Origin of the sequence: Microbacterium tenebrionis, assembly GCF_903645325.1 — a bacterium.
Lineage (GTDB): Bacteria > Actinomycetota > Actinomycetes > Actinomycetales > Microbacteriaceae > Microbacterium > Microbacterium tenebrionis.
Map to the genome: position 1 here is coordinate 448928 of NZ_CAHJXQ010000001.1, position 18456 is coordinate 467383.

Consider the following 18456-nt stretch of genomic DNA (forward strand, 5'->3'; position numbering starts at 1 on the left):
TGCACTTGCTGTTCGCCTGTTTGAGGCGGGTTGACTACGAGCCGCCGGTGCCGCTTTCAGGGGCAGCCGAATACTCACCACGTCCGTTTCGGCGTGAATCGGAATTCCTCATTCGCACGCAGGCGGCTGAGCGAGAATTGAAGCGGATTCAGCGAACCAGACGCGCGATGGCCTGGGACGCCTCGCGCACCTTCTCTTCGGCGATGTCTGCGCCGGCGCGTGCGGCATCTGCCACGCAGTGGCGCAGGTGGTCTTCGAGGAGCCCAACGGCAACGCTTTGCAGGGCGCTGGTCAGAGCGGAGATCTGAGTGAGGATGTCGATGCAGTACTTCTCGTCCTCGACCATGCGGTGGATGCCGCGTGATTGTCCTTCGATGCGCTTGAGGCGGGCAAGGTAGCGGTCTTTGTCGGTGATGTAACCGTGCTCGCCATGGTCACAGGACGTTCCGGGATCGAGGGTGTCAGTCATCTGAATCTCCTCTATGGGTGTCGTCATCGATTCAGGATGGCGCGGGTCGTGGTGTCGGGCCGCAGATCGAGTCGGCGCAACAGCTGTGCGTTGAGGGCGACGACGATCGTGGACAACGACATGAGGATCGCTCCGACCGACATCGGAAGCACGAAGCCGATGGGGGCGAGGATGCCGGCGGCGAGGGGCACGGAGATGAGGTTGTAGCCGGCGGCCCACCACAGGTTCTGCTTCATCTTCCGGTACGAGGCTCGGGACAGTTCGATCACGGAGAGCACTGAACGGGGGTCGTCGCTGGCGAGGATGACGCCGGCGGAGGCGATCGCGACATCTGTGCCGGCACCGATCGCGAGACCGACGTCGGCCTGCGCGAGGGCGGGGGCGTCGTTGACGCCGTCACCGACCATCGCGACCTTCCGCCCCTCGTTCTGGAGCTCCTGAACCTTCGCCGCCTTGTCTTCGGGGCGGACCCCGGCGAAGACGCGGTCGATGCCGAGGTCCTGGGCGACGGTGTGCGCGACGGCTTCGGCGTCGCCGGTGATCATCACGACCTGAACGCCGAGTGCGTGGAGGGCGTCGACGGCTTCGCGGGATTCCGTACGCACCTCGTCGGCGAGCTTCAGAGCTCCGACAACGCGGCCGTCCTGGGTGACGTGGAGGATGATGGCGCCATCTGCACGCCACTGATCGGCGACCGGGAGCTCCTCCGCGCTCTCCTCGACGAGCAGGTGCGGTCCACCGACCCGAACAGTTGTCCCCTCGACCGTCGCGGTGACGCCCACAGCGGGCGACGATGTGAAGTCCGCACTGCGCGGGACGGTGAGCTGCTTGTCGGCGGCGGCGCGGACGATGGCCTTCGCAAGGGGGTGCTCGCTGTCGGCTTCCGCGGCTGCGGCCAGGGCGAGAACCTGGTCGGGGTCTGTGTCGTCGACGGCGGTGACCTCGGAAACGACGGGCTCGCCCTTGGTGAGGGTGCCGGTCTTGTCGAATAGGACCGTGTCGACGGTATGCATGCTCTCCAGCGCGAGGCGGTCCTTGACGAGCACGCCTCCGCGCGCTGCGCGTTCGGTGGCGATGGAGACGACCAGCGGGATGGCCAGGCCCAACGCGTGCGGGCAGGCGATGACCAGCACCGTAATCGTGCGGATGACAGCAGCGTCGGGGAACCCGATGAGCGTCCACACGATCGCGGTGATCGCCGCAGCACCGAGAGCGAACCAGAACAACCACGCGGCCGCCCTGTCGGCGAGACGCTGTGCGCGGGACGAGGAACTCTGCGCCTCCGTCACGAGACGTTGGATGCCGGCCAGGGTCGTATCGTCGCCGGTCGCGGTGATCTCCACCCGAAGCCCCGAGTCGGTGGCCACGGTTCCCGCCGTGACCTGGTCGCCGATGCTGCGCTCCACCGTGCGGGATTCGCCAGTGACCATCGACTCGTCCATCGATGCGCGTCCATCGACAATGCGTCCGTCCGCGGGGACACTCCCACCGGGTCGCACCACCACGACGTCACCGACGATGAGTTCGGCAGGTGAGACCGTCACGACCCGGTCGCCCTCGACACGTTCCGCCTCATCCGGCAGGAGTGCGGCGAGGGAGTCGAGGGCAGACGTGGTCTGCGCGAGGGAGCGCATCTCGATCCAGTGCCCCAACAGCATGATGACGATGAGAAGGGCAAGCTCCCACCAGAAATCGAGTTCATGGTGCAGGATGCCCAGCGTCGCACCCCACGAGGCGACGAACGCGACCGTGATGGCCAGACCGATCAGGAGCATCATCCCCGGCCGACGAGAGCGGAGCTCACTGATCGCGCCGACGAGGAATGGCTTGCCACCCCAGGCGTACATGATCGTGCCGAGGACGGGCGACACCCAGGCAAGGCCCGGAATGTCGGGGAGGGTGTAGCCGAGGATCATCGCGAACATGCCGGAGAGTGCGACGGTGGGGACGGCCAGAACGAGCATGATCCAGAACAGCCGCCGGAACTGTCCCACGTGATCGCCGTGTCCCTCATGGCCGCCGTGTCCCGCGTGGGTGTCGTGTCCGGACGGTGAGCCATGGCCTTCGTGCGACGTCGGCTCGCGATGCTCGTGCGGTACTGCGGGATGGCCCGTCGGTGAACCGTGCGCTGCGGCGGTCACCGCGGCAGGATTCGACGGGGTGTGGCTGTGTGCCGTGTGGTCGCTCGGGGCGTGTGCGTGCTCGGTGCCCTCGTGGTGCGGGGTGCTCATGGTCCTATCCTCTCGGGGTTGACGAATCGTGCGGGCTCAGTTCATGCTGCGGATCCGCGCGAGGATGCCGTTCAGGCGGTGACGTACTTGGTGGGGTCGGCGTCGAAGGCGGGTCCGCATCCGGCGCAGCAGAAGTAGTACCGCTCGCCGTTGTAGTCGCGGAACAGGCCTGCGGCTTCCGCGTCGGCTTTGACGACGGTGCTGCCGACCATGACGGGGCATTCGGCGTACTGATCCGCCGACCGGGCGAGGAGATCCTTGCGTCCTTCGGCGGCGACGGCGCCAGGGTTGTGGCTGCAACAGGATCTCGTGGTGGAGTCGGACATGCGCGGTTCCTCTTTCTCTCGATCGGTGTGCGGATCGTGTGTCTCTGTCCGGAACACTATACCCCTGGGGGGTATTCCCGCTACGATGGACAATGCCTTGGGGGTCATTCCTGTTGTCGGTGCGCAGGCCATTCGGTCACCCCGAGGATGCGCATAGTCCGCGGTGTTAGCATCCTGAGCAGGATGGAGGGTTCCCACATGCATGTCGCGTTTCGCAGCGCACGCCCGCAGTTGTCGCTGCGCGCGCTGTTGATGCTCGGCGCGGCCACGCTCATGGTCATCGTCGGGCTGTTGGCGATGCATACCTTCACCGCGGAACCTGCCGGGCACGGTGCGTCCGGACTCTCGCATTCAGCATCCGTGGCAGGCGGCGATCACGTCACTGCGACGGGCGGCGCTGACAGCGCGGGCATCCCGTGCGATGGCCCCTGTCATGCGATGACCGGGCCCGGGCAGGGTGACCACGACATGCTGACGGCCTGTGTGCTCGCGTTGCTCGCCGGCCTTCTTCTGCTGCTTCCTCCGGTGCTGGGCCGCGGTCGCGGCGTGAACCTTCAACGGGTCATGAGCCGGGTGAGGTGGGACGCGTCCGGTGTTCTTCCGCGTGCTCCCTCGCTCACGTTCCTGTCGATAAGTCGCACCTGAGCAGTCGCCGCCCACCCTGACCGTGACCGGTCGGCTTCGTGGCGCCTCCGGGCGCCGTTACTTGCGACCTCATTACGACTTATCGAAGGAACAATCATGAACAAGAAGATCCCCCTCGTCGTCAGCACCGGCGTCCTGACCCTCGCGCTGGCGCTCACCGGGTGCGCTGACAACAGCACCGCGCCATCCGGCCAGACCACCTCTTCACCTCAGTCGTCGTCGGCTTCGACGGCGACTGACGCCGATGAGATGTTCGTGACGATGATGATCCCGCATCACCAGCAGGCCATCGACATGGCCGACATCCTGCTCGCCAAGGACGGGGCCGACTCACGCGTGATCGAACTCGCCGAGCAGATCAAGGCCGCGCAGGGGCCGGAGATCGACACGATGCTCGGATGGCTCGAAGACTTGGGTGTCGACTACGACCCGGACTCGATGGACGGCATGGACCATGGGTCGATGGGCGGTGACGGCATGATGTCCGAAGAGGACATGACCCTGCTGGAGGATGCCGACGCCGCCGAGGCCAGTCGCCTGTTCCTCGAGCAGATGATCATGCATCACGAAGGCGCTGTCGACATGGCGCGGACCGCCCTTGACGACGCGCAGAACTCGGACGTCCTCGACCTCGCGCAGCAGGTTATCGACGATCAGACTGCGGAGATCGCCACGATGCAGGAACTCCTGGCACAGCTCTAGGACGAACCCGGGCGGGCCGACGATCAATCGGCCCGCCCGTTCGCACCACCTGTCGCACCGCGACATTGATTTGCATATTGTCGCGCTCCTGCTGCGCGACGTAGAAGCCAGGCCGTCCCGCGGCCGCCACCGGAAGCCATCATGAAACGCTCGCTCCTCTTGACCACTGCCACTGCGACCGTCCTGGCGGTCATCGTCACCGGATGCACCGCCGCACCGCTCGGAGACCCCGGCGCGGCACCCCGCATCGACCACATCCACGGAATCGCCGCCGACCCGCGTGGCGATGATCTGTTCGTCGCCACACACAACGGCATCTTCACTCTCGCCCCCGACGGGACGATCTCCGGACCGATCGGCGGACACGATTTCGACGCCATGGGGTTCACCGTCTCTGACGATTCGCTGTTCGCGTCGGGACATCCCGGGGAAAACACCCCGGCTGACCTCGGAGTCCCGAACCTCGGCATCATCCGCAGCGACGACTACGGGAACTCCTGGTCCCCGATCGCCCTCAATGGGACCACCGACTTCCACGTCCTCACTGCAGGGCCGGACGACGTGCTCTACGGCATCCCCTCCAGCCAAGTGAACCTGCTCACCAGCACCGACGGGGGAAACACATGGACTGAGCGTGCACCTCTCGGCGCCGCTGACCTCGCCGCCGCCGAATCCGGCGTCTACGCCGCAGCGGAAGAGGGCCTCCTCGTCAGCACCGACGGCGGCAATACCTTCACGCCCGTCGACGCGGCACCCGTTCTCTACGCTCTGGAAGCGCGCACGGACGGCACCCTACTCGGCGCCGGCACCGACGGCGTCCTGTGGTCACAAGACGACAGCGGCGCCTGGCAGCAACTGGAATCATTGCAGGGCGCGGTCCAAGCGCTCACCGTCGTCGACGACCGCATCATCCTCGTCGACGACCGCGGCATCGTCGAAGTATCCACCGACGGCACGAACGTCCTCAGCCCCGCCCAGTGACCATGGATAAGCGCAAGAACCCGCTGCACAATCTCACGTTCTTCATCGCGGTGGCCACGATAGCCGTCGTCCTCCTCGCCGCCGCCAGTTTCCTCGCGATCGGAGCGATATTCCGATGAACCGCGCCAGCTCCCAACCGCCTACTGATCCGGCCCGAACACACCGACGTCTCGTTCGTCTCGGATACGCGCTCCTGGCCACCGGCCCGCTCCTTGCGCTCGCGCATCTGGTGACCGACACGCAATCGACCGACAGCCCCTGGTGGACCTACACGATCGCCAGCTACGACATCACAGTGATCATCGTCATCATCGCCACGGCGCTGATCCTACGAGCGCCCCCTCACCCGAGGTCGGGAACGAATCCACGAGATCGTGCGCCGTGAATGTCGAGGCATGCATGCGGCTGCGGGCTTGGGTTAGCCAGGTCGCTTCGAGTGCCTCGCGGGTGTCCGAAATCGGCTGCCACCAGAGCAACCTCATTGCGGTTCGGGGCGGACAAGGTCTATCTCACGGCTTCCCGCTCCGACAATCAGCCGCCCCAGCGATCGGGCACGGCGCAGTGCTCGTCGTCGAACGGCTGCTAAGCGGAGCGCGTCAGCGCGGCGTCTGCAAGGAGTGAGCGGCGAGAACGGAGCCGTGCCGATCGCTACACTCTCGGCGTCGGAGGGAGGTGCCCCTCGATCCCAACGCCAGTTGACGACGTCGTCCGCCATCTCTCCACATGTCTCACCGGCCGCATTGACGGGATCCGATCAGTGTCCGACACTGGCCCGATACTACCGTCAAGCGCGTCACGAGCGGAGGTCGAGATGGGCAGCATCACGCCGTACGAATCGGCGAAGGGCCGCCGCTACCGCGTGCGTTATCGCAAGCCGGATCGCACCGAGGCGGAGAAGCGTGGCTTCACGACGATGCGCGAAGCGAAGCTGTACCTCTCGATGGTCACTGTGTCGAAGTCGAAGGGCGAGTACATCGACCCGTCCTCGTCACGGGTCCCGGTGCGGATGTTCGCCGACAGCTGGCTGCGATCCAAGCAACCGCCGATGTCGAAGCCCTCGTACTACATGACGCTCGAGCGGGCGTGGAAGAACCACGTTGCGCCCGTCTGGGCCGACAGGGAGATCTCGTCGATCCGGCGCTCGGAGGTCCAGGATTGGGTGTCCGATCTTGCGACGCAGAAGTCGCGAACGGTCGTTCTTAGAGCATTGGGAGTCCTCGCCGGCATCCTCGACGTCGCCATTGACGATCGCCGCCTCGCGAGCAATCCGGCCCGGCACGTGCGCAGCCTTCCTCGTCGCGGGCCGGGCAAGCGTCGGGTCTACCTCACGCATGACCAGGTCGGGACGCTGGCGGCGTGCTCCGCGTATCCGACGCTCGTGCTGACGCTGGCGTACACCGGTCTGCGCTGGGGTGAGGCGACGGGGCTGCGGGTGCGCAGCGTGAACCGGCTGCGCCGGCGCTTCGTCATCGAGGAGAACGCGGTGATGATCGCGTACGAGATCCACGTCGGCACGCCCCAGACGCATGAGAAGCGCTCGGTGCCGTACCCCGAGCGTCTGGCCGCGATGATCGAGCAGGCGTGCGCCGGCAAGGGCCCCGAGGGGCGGCTGTTCGGCGACGGGGTCAACCACATGCGCAACTCGGGTGCGCAGGGCTGGTTCGCGAACGCGGTCCGCCGGGCGCAGGAGATCGACCCGTCGATCCCGCGGGTCACCCCGCACGACCTTCGGCACACCGCCGGCTCGCTGGCGATCAGCTCGGGCGCCAATGTGAAGGCCGTGCAGCGGATGCTCGGGCACGCGTCGGCGGCGATGACGCTGGACACGTACGCCGACCTCTTCGACGACGATCTGGATGCCGTCGCATTGCGGCTCAACGCCGCGATGCCGCTGATCGCGCTGCCGACGGGGCCGCAGAAACGCGACGCCCGACCGACGTGAGTGCCGAGAGCAGATTGCTCAGTTCTGCGACGGCCCACGCGACGGGCGTGATGCCCGTTTTCGGCGTCTGAAGACGCTCGATGAAGCCCCTTGTCGGGCCTCGTCTGAGACCCCTTTTCGGCCTCATAGGAGATTCAAATGCGGCCAAGATGCGGCCAAAATGGCATCTCTGTGGTCTGGCCTCAGAAGAAATCCCTGGTCAGAGCGAAAAAGAGGCGGTGCCCCTGGAGGGACTCGAACCCCCAACCGTTTGCTTAGGACGCAACTGCTCTTCCATTGAGCTACAGAGGCTGGCCCGACAAGTCTAGCCAGTCGTCGACAGCGCTCGACAATCCGGGTGGTGCGTCCGCGGGTGAGTCGTGGCCCTACGATGAACGAATGACCCCGATCGACGCCCTCGCCGTCGTCGGCGAGGTGCTCTCGTGGGTCGGGCTGGGGATCGGCATCCCGCTCCTGGTCATCGCGGGGATGGTCGCGCTCGCCGAGGGACGATGGGAGCGGATCGACATCGCCGTGATCGAACGCGACGGCGTTCCGATCGCGCGCTGGTTCGCCGCCGGTGACTTCCACGAGCGCCCGCTGACGTCGCGCGAGCGGATCGCGGACGACTGGCATCAGGGTTTCGTGAGCTCGAGGGATCCGCGCAATGCTCGCCTGCATCCGCCCTCGGCGCGCCGGATGCTGTTCGCGCTGGGCGCCGTGTTCACCGGAATCGGCGTCATCGGGTTCGTCGTGTCGATGATCCCCGCGTTCCTCTGACCCGAAGCGACGCGGTCAGCGTTCGCCGCGGCTGAGGCCGGACGGCCACCAGATCGCTCGGCCGATGTCGTACGTCAGCGCAGGCACGAGCAGCGAGCGCACGACGAACGTGTCCAGCAGCACGCCGAACGCGACGATGAACGCCAGCTGCACGAGGAACAGGATCGGGATCACCGAGAGCGCAGCGAACGTCGCCGCGAGCACGAGGCCGGCGGAGGTGATGACGCCACCGGTGAGCGTGAGTCCACGCAGCACGCCTTCGCGCGTGCCGTGTTTGATCGCTTCCTCACGCACGCGGGTCATGAGGAAGATGTTGTAGTCGATCCCGAGTGCCACCAGGAACACGAATCCGTACAGAGGGACGGCCGGGTCGGCGCCCGGGAAGTCGAAGATGCCGTTGAAGACCAGGGCGGACACGCCCATCGCCGTGCCGAAGGACAGCACGGTCGTCAGCACCAGCAGCACGGGCGCGAGCACGGAGCGCAGCAGCAGCATGAGGATGACGAGGATCACGCCCAGGATCAGCGGGATGATCAGGTTGCGGTCGTGGATCGACGCATCGTTCGTGTCGACCTGGGTCGCTGTGACTCCGCCGACGAGAGCGTCGGCGCCATCGAAGTCCTGACGCAGATCGCGTACCGTCTGGGCGGCAGCATCCGAGTCGGCCGCATCGGTCAGCGTGCCCTGCAGCAGCACATCCCCGTCAACGACTGTCGGCTCGGGCGCCGGCGTGCCCGGCGGACCGAAGGCCGAGATGCCCTCGGACGTCACATCCGCCGTTCCGCTGGGCGAATCCGACGACGCGACCGTCACGCCGTCGATCCCGGGGCTCGCGAGGAGCACGTCCGCAGCATCCTGCAGCGATTCCTCGGCGACCACCACGTACACGGGACTGCCCGAACCGCCGGGGAAGTGCTCCCCGAGCGCCACCTGGCCGTCTCGGGCCTGCGAAGCGCCCAGCACGAGGTCGGACTGCGGCACCCCCGACGCGTTCAACTGCGTGACCCCGGCAGCCCCGGCGAGGAGCACGAGCGACGTGACGATCCAGATCAGGCGCGGGCGGCGCCCGATCACCCGGGCGAGTCGCGCCCAGGCCCCGGTGCCCGAGGCCCCGTGCTCGGTACCGGCCCGATCAGGCTCGAATGCGGGACGCCGCGGCCAGAACGCGGCCCGACCGAACACGAACAGCAGGGCAGGGAGAAGCGTGAGCGCGGACAGCATCGCGAAGACGATCCCGATGGATGCGACAGGGCCGAGCGTGCTGTTCGATTTCAGATCGCTGAGCAGCAAGCACAGCAGCCCTGCGATGACCGTCCCGCCGGACGCCGCGATCGGTTCGAGGGAACCCCGCCACGCGGCGGCGATCGCCGCGCCCTTGTCCTCGGTGTGTCGCAGCTCTTCCCGGAACCGCGCGACGAGCAGGAGCGAATAGTCCGTGGCGGCGCCGATCACGAGGATGAAAAGGATTCCCTGCGTCTGACCGCTCAGCAGCAGGATCTCCCACTTGGCCAGCCACCACACCACCAGCAGGGCGACGCACAGGGCGAACAGGCTCGTGGACAGCACGACCACCGGCAGCAGCAGCGACCGGTAGACCAGGACGAGGATCAGGAGGACGGCGGCGAGTGCGACGCCCAGGAGCAGCCCGTCGATCCCGGCGAAGCCGGCGACGAGGTCGGCGGAGAAACCGGCGGGACCCGTGACATAGACGCTTACACCTGCTGGCGCGGCGTCCGCAAGCACCCCGGCGAGGGCTTCGACCGTGTCGCCCAGGTCGGCGTCGGCGGAGACGGGGATGAAAGCCTGCACAGCCATGCCGTCATCCGAGCGGATGCCGGGGGAGACCTCGTCGGCGATGCCCTCGAGGTCGGGCGCATCCGCGATCGCGTCGTCGATCGCGGCGAGCTGGTCGTCGTCGAGAGTATCCTCGCTGACGAACACGACCACGGCGGGCACGGCGTCGGAGTCGGTGAACTCTCCGAGGCGCTGCTGCACCTGCGTGGCGTCGGCCGAGGACGGCAGGTAGCTCGTCTGATCGTTCGATGAGACCTCGTCGACCTTGCCGAACAGCGGGCCGCCCATGCCGGCAGCGACCAACCAGCCGACGATCAGGAGGGCGGGAAGGAGCACGCGCACCCAGGAGCGTCGCCGCACACGCGTGCGGGCGGTGGATCGGGTGTCCTGTGACATGGCTCGCCCTCGTTTCGTTAGCCTGGCGAGAGATAAGCCTATCTCTGATCCGGTGGGCGTCGCGGACACGACAAGAGGTCGCCCCCTGCGGTGAGCCAGCGGCGACCTCTGAGGACGTGCCGGTCAGTGGGCGGCGCGGTACGCGTCGATGACGGCGGCCGGAATGCGTCCGCGCTCGGAGACCTTGTGGCCGTTGTCGTTCGCCCACTCGCGGATCGCCGCCGTCTCGGGCGATCCGGTCGACCGCTTCCTCGTCGACCCGGTACGAGTGGAGGATGCCGATGCGCGGCGTGCGCCGGCGATGTACGGTTCGAGCGCCTCGCGGAAAGCGTCGGCATTCTCTGTCGTCAGGTCGATCTCATAAGCGGTGCTGTTGAGCGAGAAATGCACGGTCTCGCCTTCTCCGACTCCGAGAACGGTTCCGTCGATATCGTCTACGAGCTGGTGCACAATGCGTCGGGCCATTCCGCCAGCATACGCACCGGAAATGGCGCAGACAATGTCGGTTGCGGTATTGCGGAATACGGAACGATCGGAATCAGGGGAGAATTCCGGCACGCCGCGCTCTCGCAACCGCGGCGTGGCGCGTCGAGGCATCCAACTTCGACATCGCCGTTCCCAGATACGCCTTCACCGTGCCTTCGCGAAGCCCCAACCGGGCCGCGATCTCCGCATTCGTCGACCCGAGAGCGGCGCACGCGAGCACGTCCTTCTCGCGGGGGGAGAGACGCACGGTCGGGATCGGCGCGGTGATCGGCGCCGCAGCCGTGGCGTCGTCGCTCGCGAGGGCGAGGAGACGGTTCTCCAGACGCGCCAGCCGTTCGCGAAGCTGCGCGTCGTCGACATCGGCGGAGATGCTGCGCAGCTCGGCGAAGCTCTCACGAAGCTCCTCCCGATCCGCGGGCGTGAACGTCGACGCAGCGGCAGGCAGCGCCCGCACACGTCGATCGACCTCGTCGCGGATGCGCAACTCGGCCGCCATCTGGTTCGCGACGGTCATCGCCGGTGCCGTCGTGACGCCCCCGACCAGGGTGTCCCGCCATGCACCCGCGTACAGCACTCCCCGGGCGCGGCCGTCGACCACGATCGGGATCGCCAGCAGTGTGCGCAGGCCTTCGCCGAGGATGTAGCCGTCATAGTCGTGGGTGAACTGCTGGGATGCCCCGTAGTCACTGGTCATCCGCGGGCGCAGCTCGAGCATCGCGCGCCCGCCGAGCCCGAGCTGGGGGCGCACGCGGAGTCCTTCGATGCTGTGAGTGCGAGTGCCCACGATGCTGCTCACGGTCACCCCGCCGTCTTCGAACAGCCCGCCGAAGGCTACGGGGAACCGGGTGCGCTGAGCCAGCTCGCGCACGGCCTGTGCGACGAGATCAGCGTCCGGATCAAGCGCGATCGTGGGCTCCTCGGGGTACCGACTTTCGGGGGTGACAGCCTCGTCGCCCCTGTCGTAGCGTCGACCCTACCACTCGCGGGCCCACTGCCGCGCGACGATCCGCATGAGGCAAGGAGGCCGCATGACCGACCGTATCCCGGAGGAATCGGCGGGGGGAATCGACTACATCGCCGTCGAAGAATCCCCTCGCTTCCAAACGCTGAAGAGAACGCAGCGCTCGTTCATCTTTCCGCTCGCCGCGCTGTTCCTGATCTGGTATTTCGTGTACGTCCTGCTCGGCGCTTACGCGACGGAATTCATGGGCCAGCGGGTATGGGGACATATCACCATCGGGCTGCTGCTCGGATTGGGTCAATTCGTGACGACATTCGCCATCACGATGGCCTACGTCGCCTTCGCGAATCGAAAGCTCGACCCCAAAGCGCAGGAGATCCGTGAAGAACTCGAGAATGCGCAGGCCCGAGCATGAACGTGGTCCATCTCGCAGCCGCACCCGCCGGTGAGAACAATCCTGTTCTGAACATCTCGATCTTCGCCGCGTTCGTCGCGGTGACGCTCTTCATCGTCATCCGCGCCAGCCGCAACAACAAGACCGCTGCGGATTACTACGCGGCGGGGCGGTCGTTCACCGGCCCGCAGAACGGGTTCGCGATCGCCGGCGACTATCTTTCGGCCGCATCGTTCCTCGGCATCTGCGGCGCCATCGCCGTAAACGGCTACGACGGCTTCCTGTACTCGATCGGATTCCTCGTCGCCTGGCTGGTTGCCCTGCTGCTGGTCGCCGAGCTGATGAGGAACACCGGCAAGTTCACGATGGCCGATGTGCTCTCGTTCCGCCTCAAGCAGCGTCCGGTCCGGATGGCGGCAGCCATCACCACGCTGGCCGTGTGCTTCTTCTATCTGCTCGCGCAGATGGCCGGCGCCGGTGGCCTCGTCTCGCTCCTCATGGGCATCGACGGCCGTGTCGGACAGTCCGTGGTCATCGCGGTCGTCGGCGTCCTCATGATCGTCTACGTCCTGATCGGCGGGATGAAGGGCACGACCTGGGTGCAGATCGTGAAGGCCTTCCTGCTCATCGGCGGCGCGATCGTCATGACGATCTGGGTGCTCGCGATCAACGGCTTCAACCTCAACACCCTCCTCGAATCGGCGGTCGAGGCCTCTCCGCAGGGCGACGAGATCCTCGCGCCGGGGCTGCAGTACGGCGCCAACCCGCTCGACTTCGTCTCGCTGGGCCTCGCCCTCGTGCTCGGCACCGCCGGACTCCCGCACGTGCTGATGCGCTTCTACACGGTGCCGACGGCCAAGGAGGCCCGGCGCTCGGTGGTGTGGGCGATCTGGCTCATCGGCGGGTTCTACCTGCTCACCCTGGTGCTCGGCTACGGAGCAGGCGCTCTCGTCGGGCCCGAGGTGATCCAGGCGGCCCCCGGCGGTGTGAACTCCGCGGCACCGCTGCTCGCGCAGTACCTCGGCGGTCCGCTGCTGCTCGGCTTCATCTCGGCTGTTGCGTTCGCGACGATCCTCGCGGTCGTCGCCGGTCTCACGATCACGGCTGCGGCGTCGTTCGCGCACGACATCTACGCGAACGTGATCCAGAAGGGCCGGAAGAAGGCCGACGGCACGCCCGTCGACGCCGACCCGAACGCCGAGGTGAAGGTGGCCCGGCGCACCGTGGTCGTCATTGGCATCCTCGCGATCGTCGGCGGCATCGGGGCGCAGGGGCAGAACATCGCCTTCCTCGTCGCCCTGGCCTTCGCGGTCGCGGCATCCGCCAATCTGCCGACGATCCTGTACTCGCTGTTCTGGCGCCGCTTCAACACCCGCGGAGCCGTGTGGAGCATGTACGGCGGACTCGGCTCGGCGATCATCCTCATCGTGCTCTCACCGGTGTTCTCGGGATCCGAGACCTCGATGATCCCGACGATCGACATCGCCGTCTGGCCGCTGAACAACCCGGGCATCGTCTCGATCCCGCTGGGGTTCATCCTCGGCTGGCTGGGCACGGTCACCAGCCGAGTGCCCGAATCCAGAGAGCTGGCAGCGGAGATGGAGGTGCGCTCGCTCACCGGCTTCGGCGCCGAGAAGGCGGTCGAGCACTGACCCATCGCTCGCACTGAACGTCGCTCAGCGCGACGATGGCGGGAACCCCCGGCGGCCCACACGCCGGGGGTTCCCGTCGTCTATCCGCGCTCCAGATCGATCAGGTAGCGCTTGCGCTCGGGGTGAGCGCCGTACTGACCGGCTGATCCGTCCGAACGCACCACCCGGTGCACCGGCACGATGATCGACAACGGCGTGATCCGGCATGCCGTGCCGACGGCTCGCGCGGCGCCCGGGCTGCCGGCGAGCACGGCGACCTCGCCGTAGCTCATGGTCTGCCCCCACGGGATCGTGAGGATCGTCTGCAGCGCCGTGCGATGGAAACCGTCTGCGAGGCGCCAGTCGAATCGGAGGTGCTCGTCGAAGGCGACCGGAGCGCCGGCGAAGTAGTCGTCGAGCAGATGGGCGAGTTCATCAGCGGCACCCGGGTCGGGGACGGGCACGGCGCGGAGCCTGTTGGAGATGCCCTCGAGCAGCCAGGGCACCGACGGGTCGGCGGATTCGGAGAGGTCGAAGCCGACGACGCCCTCGTCGGAGAAGACGACCAGCGCATCGCCGAACGGAGTGGGGGCGAAGTCGTAGCGGAAAGTCATGGGCCCATTCTGAAGCGTTCCCCACTCCCGCGAAGGCGCTGATCCGTGAGTGGGGGAGAAACACCGGAACACCCTCCGATGTGGAAGAAAAGTGGATCAATCCGGTGAAACCCGCTCAGGATACAGGGTGCGCAGGGCGCCGGAGCCTAGTCTGTCCTATGTGTGGCGACGTGAAGACAAGGCCGCGGATGCCGCAGCAGCGGAAGCGGCGATGACGATCGGCGACCAGCAGGGCGACCCCTCCGCCGTGGTGATCGCACACGTCGCCGACGCCGAACGCACCAGGCTCCGCGCCGAGGCCGCCGACCTCGGCGGACGCTCGCCCCTGATCACCTTCCGGGATACCCCGGAGGGTGGCATCGACATCTCGAAGGCTCACCCCGGGAGCCTGCCGCAGTTCATCACCGGCAAGTCGACGCTGCTGTCCAACCTGTTCCGCGACGAGGTCGGGCTCCGCACGGCCCGGATGGCCGCCGAGCGCATCACGGCGAAGAACACCGAGCTGCGCATGGTTCGCGGGATCGACGCCGTGCACCTCGCCGTCGGCATCGCGAGCTGGCGGATCGGTGGCGCGGACTTCGCCGCACCCGTGCTGCTGCGTCCGCTGGCGATCCGGCGACACCACACCGACTACGAGCTCAAGCTGCAGGGCGCGTTCTTCGTGAACCCCGAACTGGTGCGCGTCGCGCGCGAGCACTTCGGCATCACCATCGACGCCGAGGCCCTGGCATCCCTCGCGTACGACGGCGGCATCTTCAAGCCGCAGCCCGTGATCGATCGCCTGCGCGCGGCGACCCAGTCGATCGACACCTTCACGGTGCTGCCGCGCCTCGTCGTGTCGACCTTCGCCGACATCGGCGCATCCATGTCGCGCGACGGGAACAGCCTCGACCACAGGGTGCTCAACGCGCTCGCCGGTCACGTCGCGGACCGCGAGCAGATAACCGAGTCGCGCCCGCAGCCGCACGTCACGGGCCCGGATGAGCGCGCGCCCGCCTCGGACACCCTGCTCCTGGATGCGGACGCCGAGCAGGAATCCGTGCTCGCACGGATCGCAGCCGGCCATTCGCTGGTCGTGTCGACCCTGCCGGGCACCGGCGGCACGCAGACCGTCATCAACGCGCTGGGCGAGCTCGTCCGCGCCGGCCGGCGCGTGCTCGTCGTCTCCGCTCGGCGGTCCACACTCGAGGGTGTCCGGCACCGGCTCAGCGGGATTGGCCTCGACAGCCTGGCTGTCTCGCCCGGCAGCATCCGCCGTGACCTCGTGCGCGCCATCGGACGCAACGAGAAGGCCACGGCGCCGAAGGTCAGCGAGGTCGACGATGCGCTCGTGCGCCTGCGCTCCGTGCTGCTCGACTACCGCAAGGCGCTCGGCGCGCCGATCGAGGGCCTGGATGCGACGATTCTGGACGCCACGCGTCACCTCACCCGACTCGCGTCGCTGCCGACCCCGCCGTCGACGACCGCGCGGCTGAGCTTCGACACGCTGCGCAGGCTCGCCGGCGATCGCAGCCGCGCGGCATCCGCGCTCATCCAGGCGGCGCGCCTGGGAGAGTTCCGGTTCGGCCCGGGGGATTCGCCCTGGTACGGCGTCAACTTCCGCAGCACGCAGGACGCCCGCTCCGCGCACGAACTCGCCGGACGCCTGCACGCCACGAGCGTTCCCGATCTGCTCGAGCGCGGCTACGCGCTGATCTCGCAGACGCGCATGCGCCCCTTCTCCACGATCGACGAGCTGGGGGAGTACCTCGGTCTGCTCGAGGGCATCCGCGACTCGCTCGATCGGTTCAGCCCGACGGTGTTCGAACGGCCACTGGGCGACCTCATCCAGGCCCACGGTTCGCGCCGGGACGCCCCGGCGATGTCCGGTGCCAACCGGCGGCGTCTTCGCCGACTCGCCAAGGAGTACGTCCGCCCCGGAGTCCACATCCCCGAGATGCACGAGGCGCTGCTGAGGATCCAGCAGCAGCGGACGCAGTGGCAGCGCTTCGTCGATGCCGGCGTCGCGCCCGAGGTTCCGCTGGGCCTCGCAGAGGTCTCCGCCTCATGGCAACGTGTCACCGATGAGCTGTCCGAACTGGATGCCGCGCTCGGACGCCGCGAGCCGCTCGCGACACTGCCGGTCGAACGACTCGTCCGCACTCTCGCCGGGCTCGCAGCCACCTCGGACGTGTTCGACAACATCGTCGAGCGCGCCACGATCCGTGACGAGCTCGCAACGCTCGGCCTCGAGCCGCTGCTCGCCGACCTGTCGGTGCGCCACGTCGCCGACGACCGCGTCGCCGACGAGCTCGAGTTCGCGTGGTGGCAGTCGCTCCTCGAGCGCGCGCTGCAGGACAACAGGGCGCTGCTCGGCGCGAACACCGCCGTCGTCGATCGCCTCGAGCGCGACTTCCGGCTGGTCGACGAGGCGCATGCGGCGATGGCTGGGCCCCTGCTCGCCTGGCAGCTGGCGAACCAGTGGCGCATCGCGATCGTCGACGAGCCGGACGAATCGCAGAACCTCCGCCGGGCGCTCACCCAGGGCAGCCCGACGACGGCCGAGATCATCTCGGCGGCGCCGACGCTCATGAACGTGCTGGCGCCGGCGTGGATCTCGTCGCCCTATCTCGTTCCCGAGATCCCGGACTCGGTGGAGTTCGACACCGTACTGCTCGTGGACGCCGCGGCGATCAACCTCGCCGAGGCTGCCCCGGCGATCCGCCGCGCCCGCCAGATCGTGGCGTTCGGAGACCCCGTCACGCAGCGTCCGACCCCGTTCGAGATGGCCGTGGATGCCGGTGACGAGTGGGAGCCCGAGGTTCCCTTCGACGAGACGTCCGCGTTCGAGCGTCTGGCCGAACTGCTGCCGGTGATGACGCTGACGCGCAGCTACCGCGCCGGCGGCGAGGATCTCGCCGAGCTCATCAACGACGCCTTCTACGGAGGGGAGATCGTCTCGCTGCCGTGGGCCGGTTCCTACCTCGGTCGCGGAAGCCTCACGGTCGACTACGTCGAGGGCGGCGTCGGTGCTCCCGATCCGGTCTCAGGTGCCGTCGAGAGCCCCGATGCCGAGGTCGCGCGCGTGGTGACGCTCGTCGTCGAGCATGCCGTGCACCGCCCGAACGAATCGCTCATGGTCATCACCGCCAGCGCCCGCCATGCGGAGCGCGTGCGCGCAGCGGTCACGACCGCGTTCGCCGGCCGGTCGGACGTCGCCGACTTCGTCGGCCGCGACACCGCCGAGCCCTTCGCCGTCCTCACCCTCGAGGAGTCGGTGGCAGAGAGTCGCGACCGCGTGATCTTCTCGCTCGGCTACGGCCTCACCAAGCACGGACGTGTGCTCAGCGACTTCGGCGACCTTTCCACCGCAGACGGTGAGCGGCTGCTGACGGTGGGGATGACGCGCGCTCGCCGCTCGATGGTGATCGTATCGTCGATCCGGCCGTCCTCGTTCGACGACGGGCGGCTCGAGTACGGCGCGGCCACTCTCATGTCGATTCTCGGCGGTCTCGCCGCGCGCTCCCGCGACTCGCGACTGGAAGACCTCGCCGACCCGCTGACACTGGTGCTGGCCAGGGAGCTGCGACGCCTGGGCGCATCCGTCGACGTCGACTACCGCGGCCTGCTGCCGCTGGTGGCGCAGCACGGCGGCAAGGCCGTCGTGATCGAATCCGACCCCGAGACGCTGGGCGACTCCCTGCGCGAGAGCCTGCGCCTGCGCCCGCACGTCCTGCGACGCCTGGGATGGCACTACGTCCGGGTGCACGCCTTCGACCTCTACAGCGACCCGGTCACCGCGGCATCCCGGATCGCGGCCGTCCTCGGGATCGCTGCCGACGCGGTCAGGGCGGAAACCGACACCCAGCCGATCGACCTCCCCGGCGATGCCTGATCGGGATGCCGCGACGGACGACGCAGAACGGGAGCGTCAGCGGATCATCCGGGTCCCCGGCAGCCGCCGAGCACGGCTGACGCCGGCTCCCGGGACGGATCCGGCTCCCGACGTGCCGCGGAAGTCGGCGCGCCCAGAGCAGCGAGGGGCGAAGGGCGCGAACGACGAGCAGCTCCTGCGCGACGTTCCGCCGCACTACTGACGCGCCGAGAAGAAAGGGCCCCCGCAACGCGGGAGCCCTTTCGACGTCA

17 protein-coding genes and 1 tRNA gene are annotated in these 18456 nt (G+C 67.7%); 10 read left to right on the forward strand and 8 right to left on the reverse strand.

The window, feature by feature from the left end:
- Positions 1-148: 148 nt before the first annotated feature.
- The 3 genes from HWX58_RS02265 to HWX58_RS02275 all read right to left on the reverse strand — a co-directional run bounded on the left by HWX58_RS02265 (position 149) and on the right by HWX58_RS02275 (position 3026).
- Complete coding sequence (locus HWX58_RS02265; RefSeq protein WP_175985444.1) at positions 149-469, reverse strand: metal-sensitive transcriptional regulator; 321 nt, start codon at positions 467-469, stop codon at positions 149-151.
- Between the two features lie 23 nt (positions 470-492).
- Complete coding sequence (locus HWX58_RS02270) at positions 493-2700, reverse strand: heavy metal translocating P-type ATPase (protein ID WP_175985445.1); 2208 nt, start codon at positions 2698-2700, stop codon at positions 493-495.
- A 71-nt stretch (positions 2701-2771) separates the two neighbouring features.
- Positions 2772-3026 (reverse strand): YHS domain-containing protein, encoded by a 255-nt coding sequence (locus tag HWX58_RS02275; RefSeq protein ID WP_175985446.1) that lies wholly within the window; start codon positions 3024-3026, stop codon positions 2772-2774.
- Positions 3027-3224: 198 nt separating this feature from the next.
- Between HWX58_RS02275 and HWX58_RS02280 the strand changes: the two genes are divergently transcribed.
- From HWX58_RS02280 to HWX58_RS02295, 5 genes are all read left to right on the forward strand, one after another.
- Positions 3225-3671, forward strand: a complete 447-nt coding sequence (locus HWX58_RS02280) for a DUF6153 family protein (RefSeq protein WP_175985447.1) — start codon at positions 3225-3227, stop codon at positions 3669-3671.
- Positions 3672-3767: 96 nt separating this feature from the next.
- A complete protein-coding gene (locus HWX58_RS02285; protein WP_175985448.1) occupies positions 3768-4373 on the forward strand; it encodes a DUF305 domain-containing protein in 606 nt (201 codons plus the stop codon).
- Between the two features lie 159 nt (positions 4374-4532).
- Positions 4533-5354: a F510_1955 family glycosylhydrolase gene (locus HWX58_RS02290; protein ID WP_250646046.1), complete on the forward strand. Its 822-nt coding sequence runs from the start codon at positions 4533-4535 to the stop codon at positions 5352-5354.
- The gene (locus HWX58_RS15255) at positions 5351-5473 is read left to right on the forward strand and encodes a hypothetical protein (protein WP_284690594.1); all 123 of its coding nucleotides are present in this window, start codon (positions 5351-5353) and stop codon (positions 5471-5473) included. Before HWX58_RS02290 ends, HWX58_RS15255 begins: the two co-directional genes overlap by 4 nt.
- A 692-nt stretch (positions 5474-6165) precedes the next feature.
- A complete protein-coding gene (locus HWX58_RS02295) occupies positions 6166-7296 on the forward strand; it encodes a tyrosine-type recombinase/integrase (RefSeq protein WP_175985450.1) in 1131 nt (376 codons plus the stop codon).
- Between the two features lie 219 nt (positions 7297-7515).
- Here HWX58_RS02295 and HWX58_RS02300 read toward each other — a convergent pair.
- Positions 7516-7587 (reverse strand) — tRNA-Arg (locus tag HWX58_RS02300).
- A gap of 87 nt (positions 7588-7674) precedes the next feature.
- Between HWX58_RS02300 and HWX58_RS02305 the strand changes: the two genes are divergently transcribed.
- A complete protein-coding gene (locus HWX58_RS02305) occupies positions 7675-8055 on the forward strand; it encodes a hypothetical protein (protein WP_175985451.1) in 381 nt (126 codons plus the stop codon).
- A gap of 15 nt (positions 8056-8070) precedes the next feature.
- Here the strand turns inward: HWX58_RS02305 and HWX58_RS02310 are convergent, their stop codons facing one another.
- The 3 genes from HWX58_RS02310 to HWX58_RS02320 all read right to left on the reverse strand — a co-directional run bounded on the left by HWX58_RS02310 (position 8071) and on the right by HWX58_RS02320 (position 11599).
- Complete coding sequence (locus tag HWX58_RS02310; protein WP_175985452.1) at positions 8071-10245, reverse strand: MMPL family transporter; 2175 nt, start codon at positions 10243-10245, stop codon at positions 8071-8073.
- A gap of 123 nt (positions 10246-10368) precedes the next feature.
- Positions 10369-10710, reverse strand: coding sequence for a histone-like nucleoid-structuring protein Lsr2 (locus HWX58_RS02315; protein ID WP_175985453.1), 342 nt, complete (start codon positions 10708-10710; stop codon positions 10369-10371).
- Positions 10711-10783: 73 nt separating this feature from the next.
- Positions 10784-11599 (reverse strand): LuxR C-terminal-related transcriptional regulator, encoded by an 816-nt coding sequence (locus HWX58_RS02320; protein WP_250646047.1) that lies wholly within the window; start codon positions 11597-11599, stop codon positions 10784-10786.
- Between the two features lie 160 nt (positions 11600-11759).
- Here HWX58_RS02320 and HWX58_RS02325 point away from each other — a divergent pair, with 160 nt between their 5' ends.
- Together HWX58_RS02325 and HWX58_RS02330 are read left to right on the forward strand one after the other, a co-directional pair.
- Complete coding sequence (locus HWX58_RS02325) at positions 11760-12107, forward strand: DUF485 domain-containing protein (protein WP_175985454.1); 348 nt, start codon at positions 11760-11762, stop codon at positions 12105-12107.
- Positions 12104-13738 (forward strand): monocarboxylic acid transporter, encoded by a 1635-nt coding sequence (locus HWX58_RS02330; RefSeq protein ID WP_175985455.1) that lies wholly within the window; start codon positions 12104-12106, stop codon positions 13736-13738. Before HWX58_RS02325 ends, HWX58_RS02330 begins: the two co-directional genes overlap by 4 nt.
- Before the next feature lie 80 nt (positions 13739-13818).
- Here HWX58_RS02330 and HWX58_RS02335 read toward each other — a convergent pair whose 3' ends face one another.
- Complete coding sequence (locus tag HWX58_RS02335) at positions 13819-14331, reverse strand: methylated-DNA--[protein]-cysteine S-methyltransferase (RefSeq protein WP_175985456.1); 513 nt, start codon at positions 14329-14331, stop codon at positions 13819-13821.
- A gap of 211 nt (positions 14332-14542) precedes the next feature.
- On the opposite strand from HWX58_RS02335, the gene HWX58_RS02340 reads away from it, so the two are divergent.
- Positions 14543-18205 carry an ATP-binding protein gene (locus HWX58_RS02340; protein WP_175985637.1) on the forward strand — a complete coding sequence of 1221 codons (3663 nt, stop codon included), beginning with the start codon at positions 14543-14545 and terminating at the stop codon, positions 18203-18205.
- Positions 18198-18407 carry a hypothetical protein gene (locus HWX58_RS02345; RefSeq protein ID WP_175985457.1) on the forward strand — a complete coding sequence of 70 codons (210 nt, stop codon included), beginning with the start codon at positions 18198-18200 and terminating at the stop codon, positions 18405-18407. Before HWX58_RS02340 ends, HWX58_RS02345 begins: the two co-directional genes overlap by 8 nt.
- Positions 18408-18456 lie beyond the last annotated feature (49 nt).

Coding starts and splice junctions, on each gene's coding strand:
- HWX58_RS02265 (WP_175985444.1), bottom strand. CDS start 469: ATGACTGACACCCTCGATCCCGGAACGTCCTGTGACCATGGCGAGCAC.
- HWX58_RS02315 (WP_175985453.1), bottom strand. CDS start 10,710: ATGGCCCGACGCATTGTGCACCAGCTCGTAGACGATATCGACGGAACC.
- HWX58_RS02270 (WP_175985445.1), bottom strand. CDS start 2,700: ATGAGCACCCCGCACCACGAGGGCACCGAGCACGCACACGCCCCGAGC.
- HWX58_RS02295 (WP_175985450.1), top strand. CDS start 6,166: ATGGGCAGCATCACGCCGTACGAATCGGCGAAGGGCCGCCGCTACCGC.
- HWX58_RS02310 (WP_175985452.1), bottom strand. CDS start 10,245: ATGTCACAGGACACCCGATCCACCGCCCGCACGCGTGTGCGGCGACGC.
- HWX58_RS02345 (WP_175985457.1), top strand. CDS start 18,198: ATGCCTGATCGGGATGCCGCGACGGACGACGCAGAACGGGAGCGTCAG.
- HWX58_RS02285 (WP_175985448.1), top strand. CDS start 3,768: ATGAACAAGAAGATCCCCCTCGTCGTCAGCACCGGCGTCCTGACCCTC.
- HWX58_RS02275 (WP_175985446.1), bottom strand. CDS start 3,026: ATGTCCGACTCCACCACGAGATCCTGTTGCAGCCACAACCCTGGCGCC.
- HWX58_RS02325 (WP_175985454.1), top strand. CDS start 11,760: ATGACCGACCGTATCCCGGAGGAATCGGCGGGGGGAATCGACTACATC.
- HWX58_RS02330 (WP_175985455.1), top strand. CDS start 12,104: ATGAACGTGGTCCATCTCGCAGCCGCACCCGCCGGTGAGAACAATCCT.
- HWX58_RS02305 (WP_175985451.1), top strand. CDS start 7,675: ATGACCCCGATCGACGCCCTCGCCGTCGTCGGCGAGGTGCTCTCGTGG.
- HWX58_RS02280 (WP_175985447.1), top strand. CDS start 3,225: ATGCATGTCGCGTTTCGCAGCGCACGCCCGCAGTTGTCGCTGCGCGCG.
- HWX58_RS02340 (WP_175985637.1), top strand. CDS start 14,543: ATGACGATCGGCGACCAGCAGGGCGACCCCTCCGCCGTGGTGATCGCA.
- HWX58_RS02335 (WP_175985456.1), bottom strand. CDS start 14,331: ATGACTTTCCGCTACGACTTCGCCCCCACTCCGTTCGGCGATGCGCTG.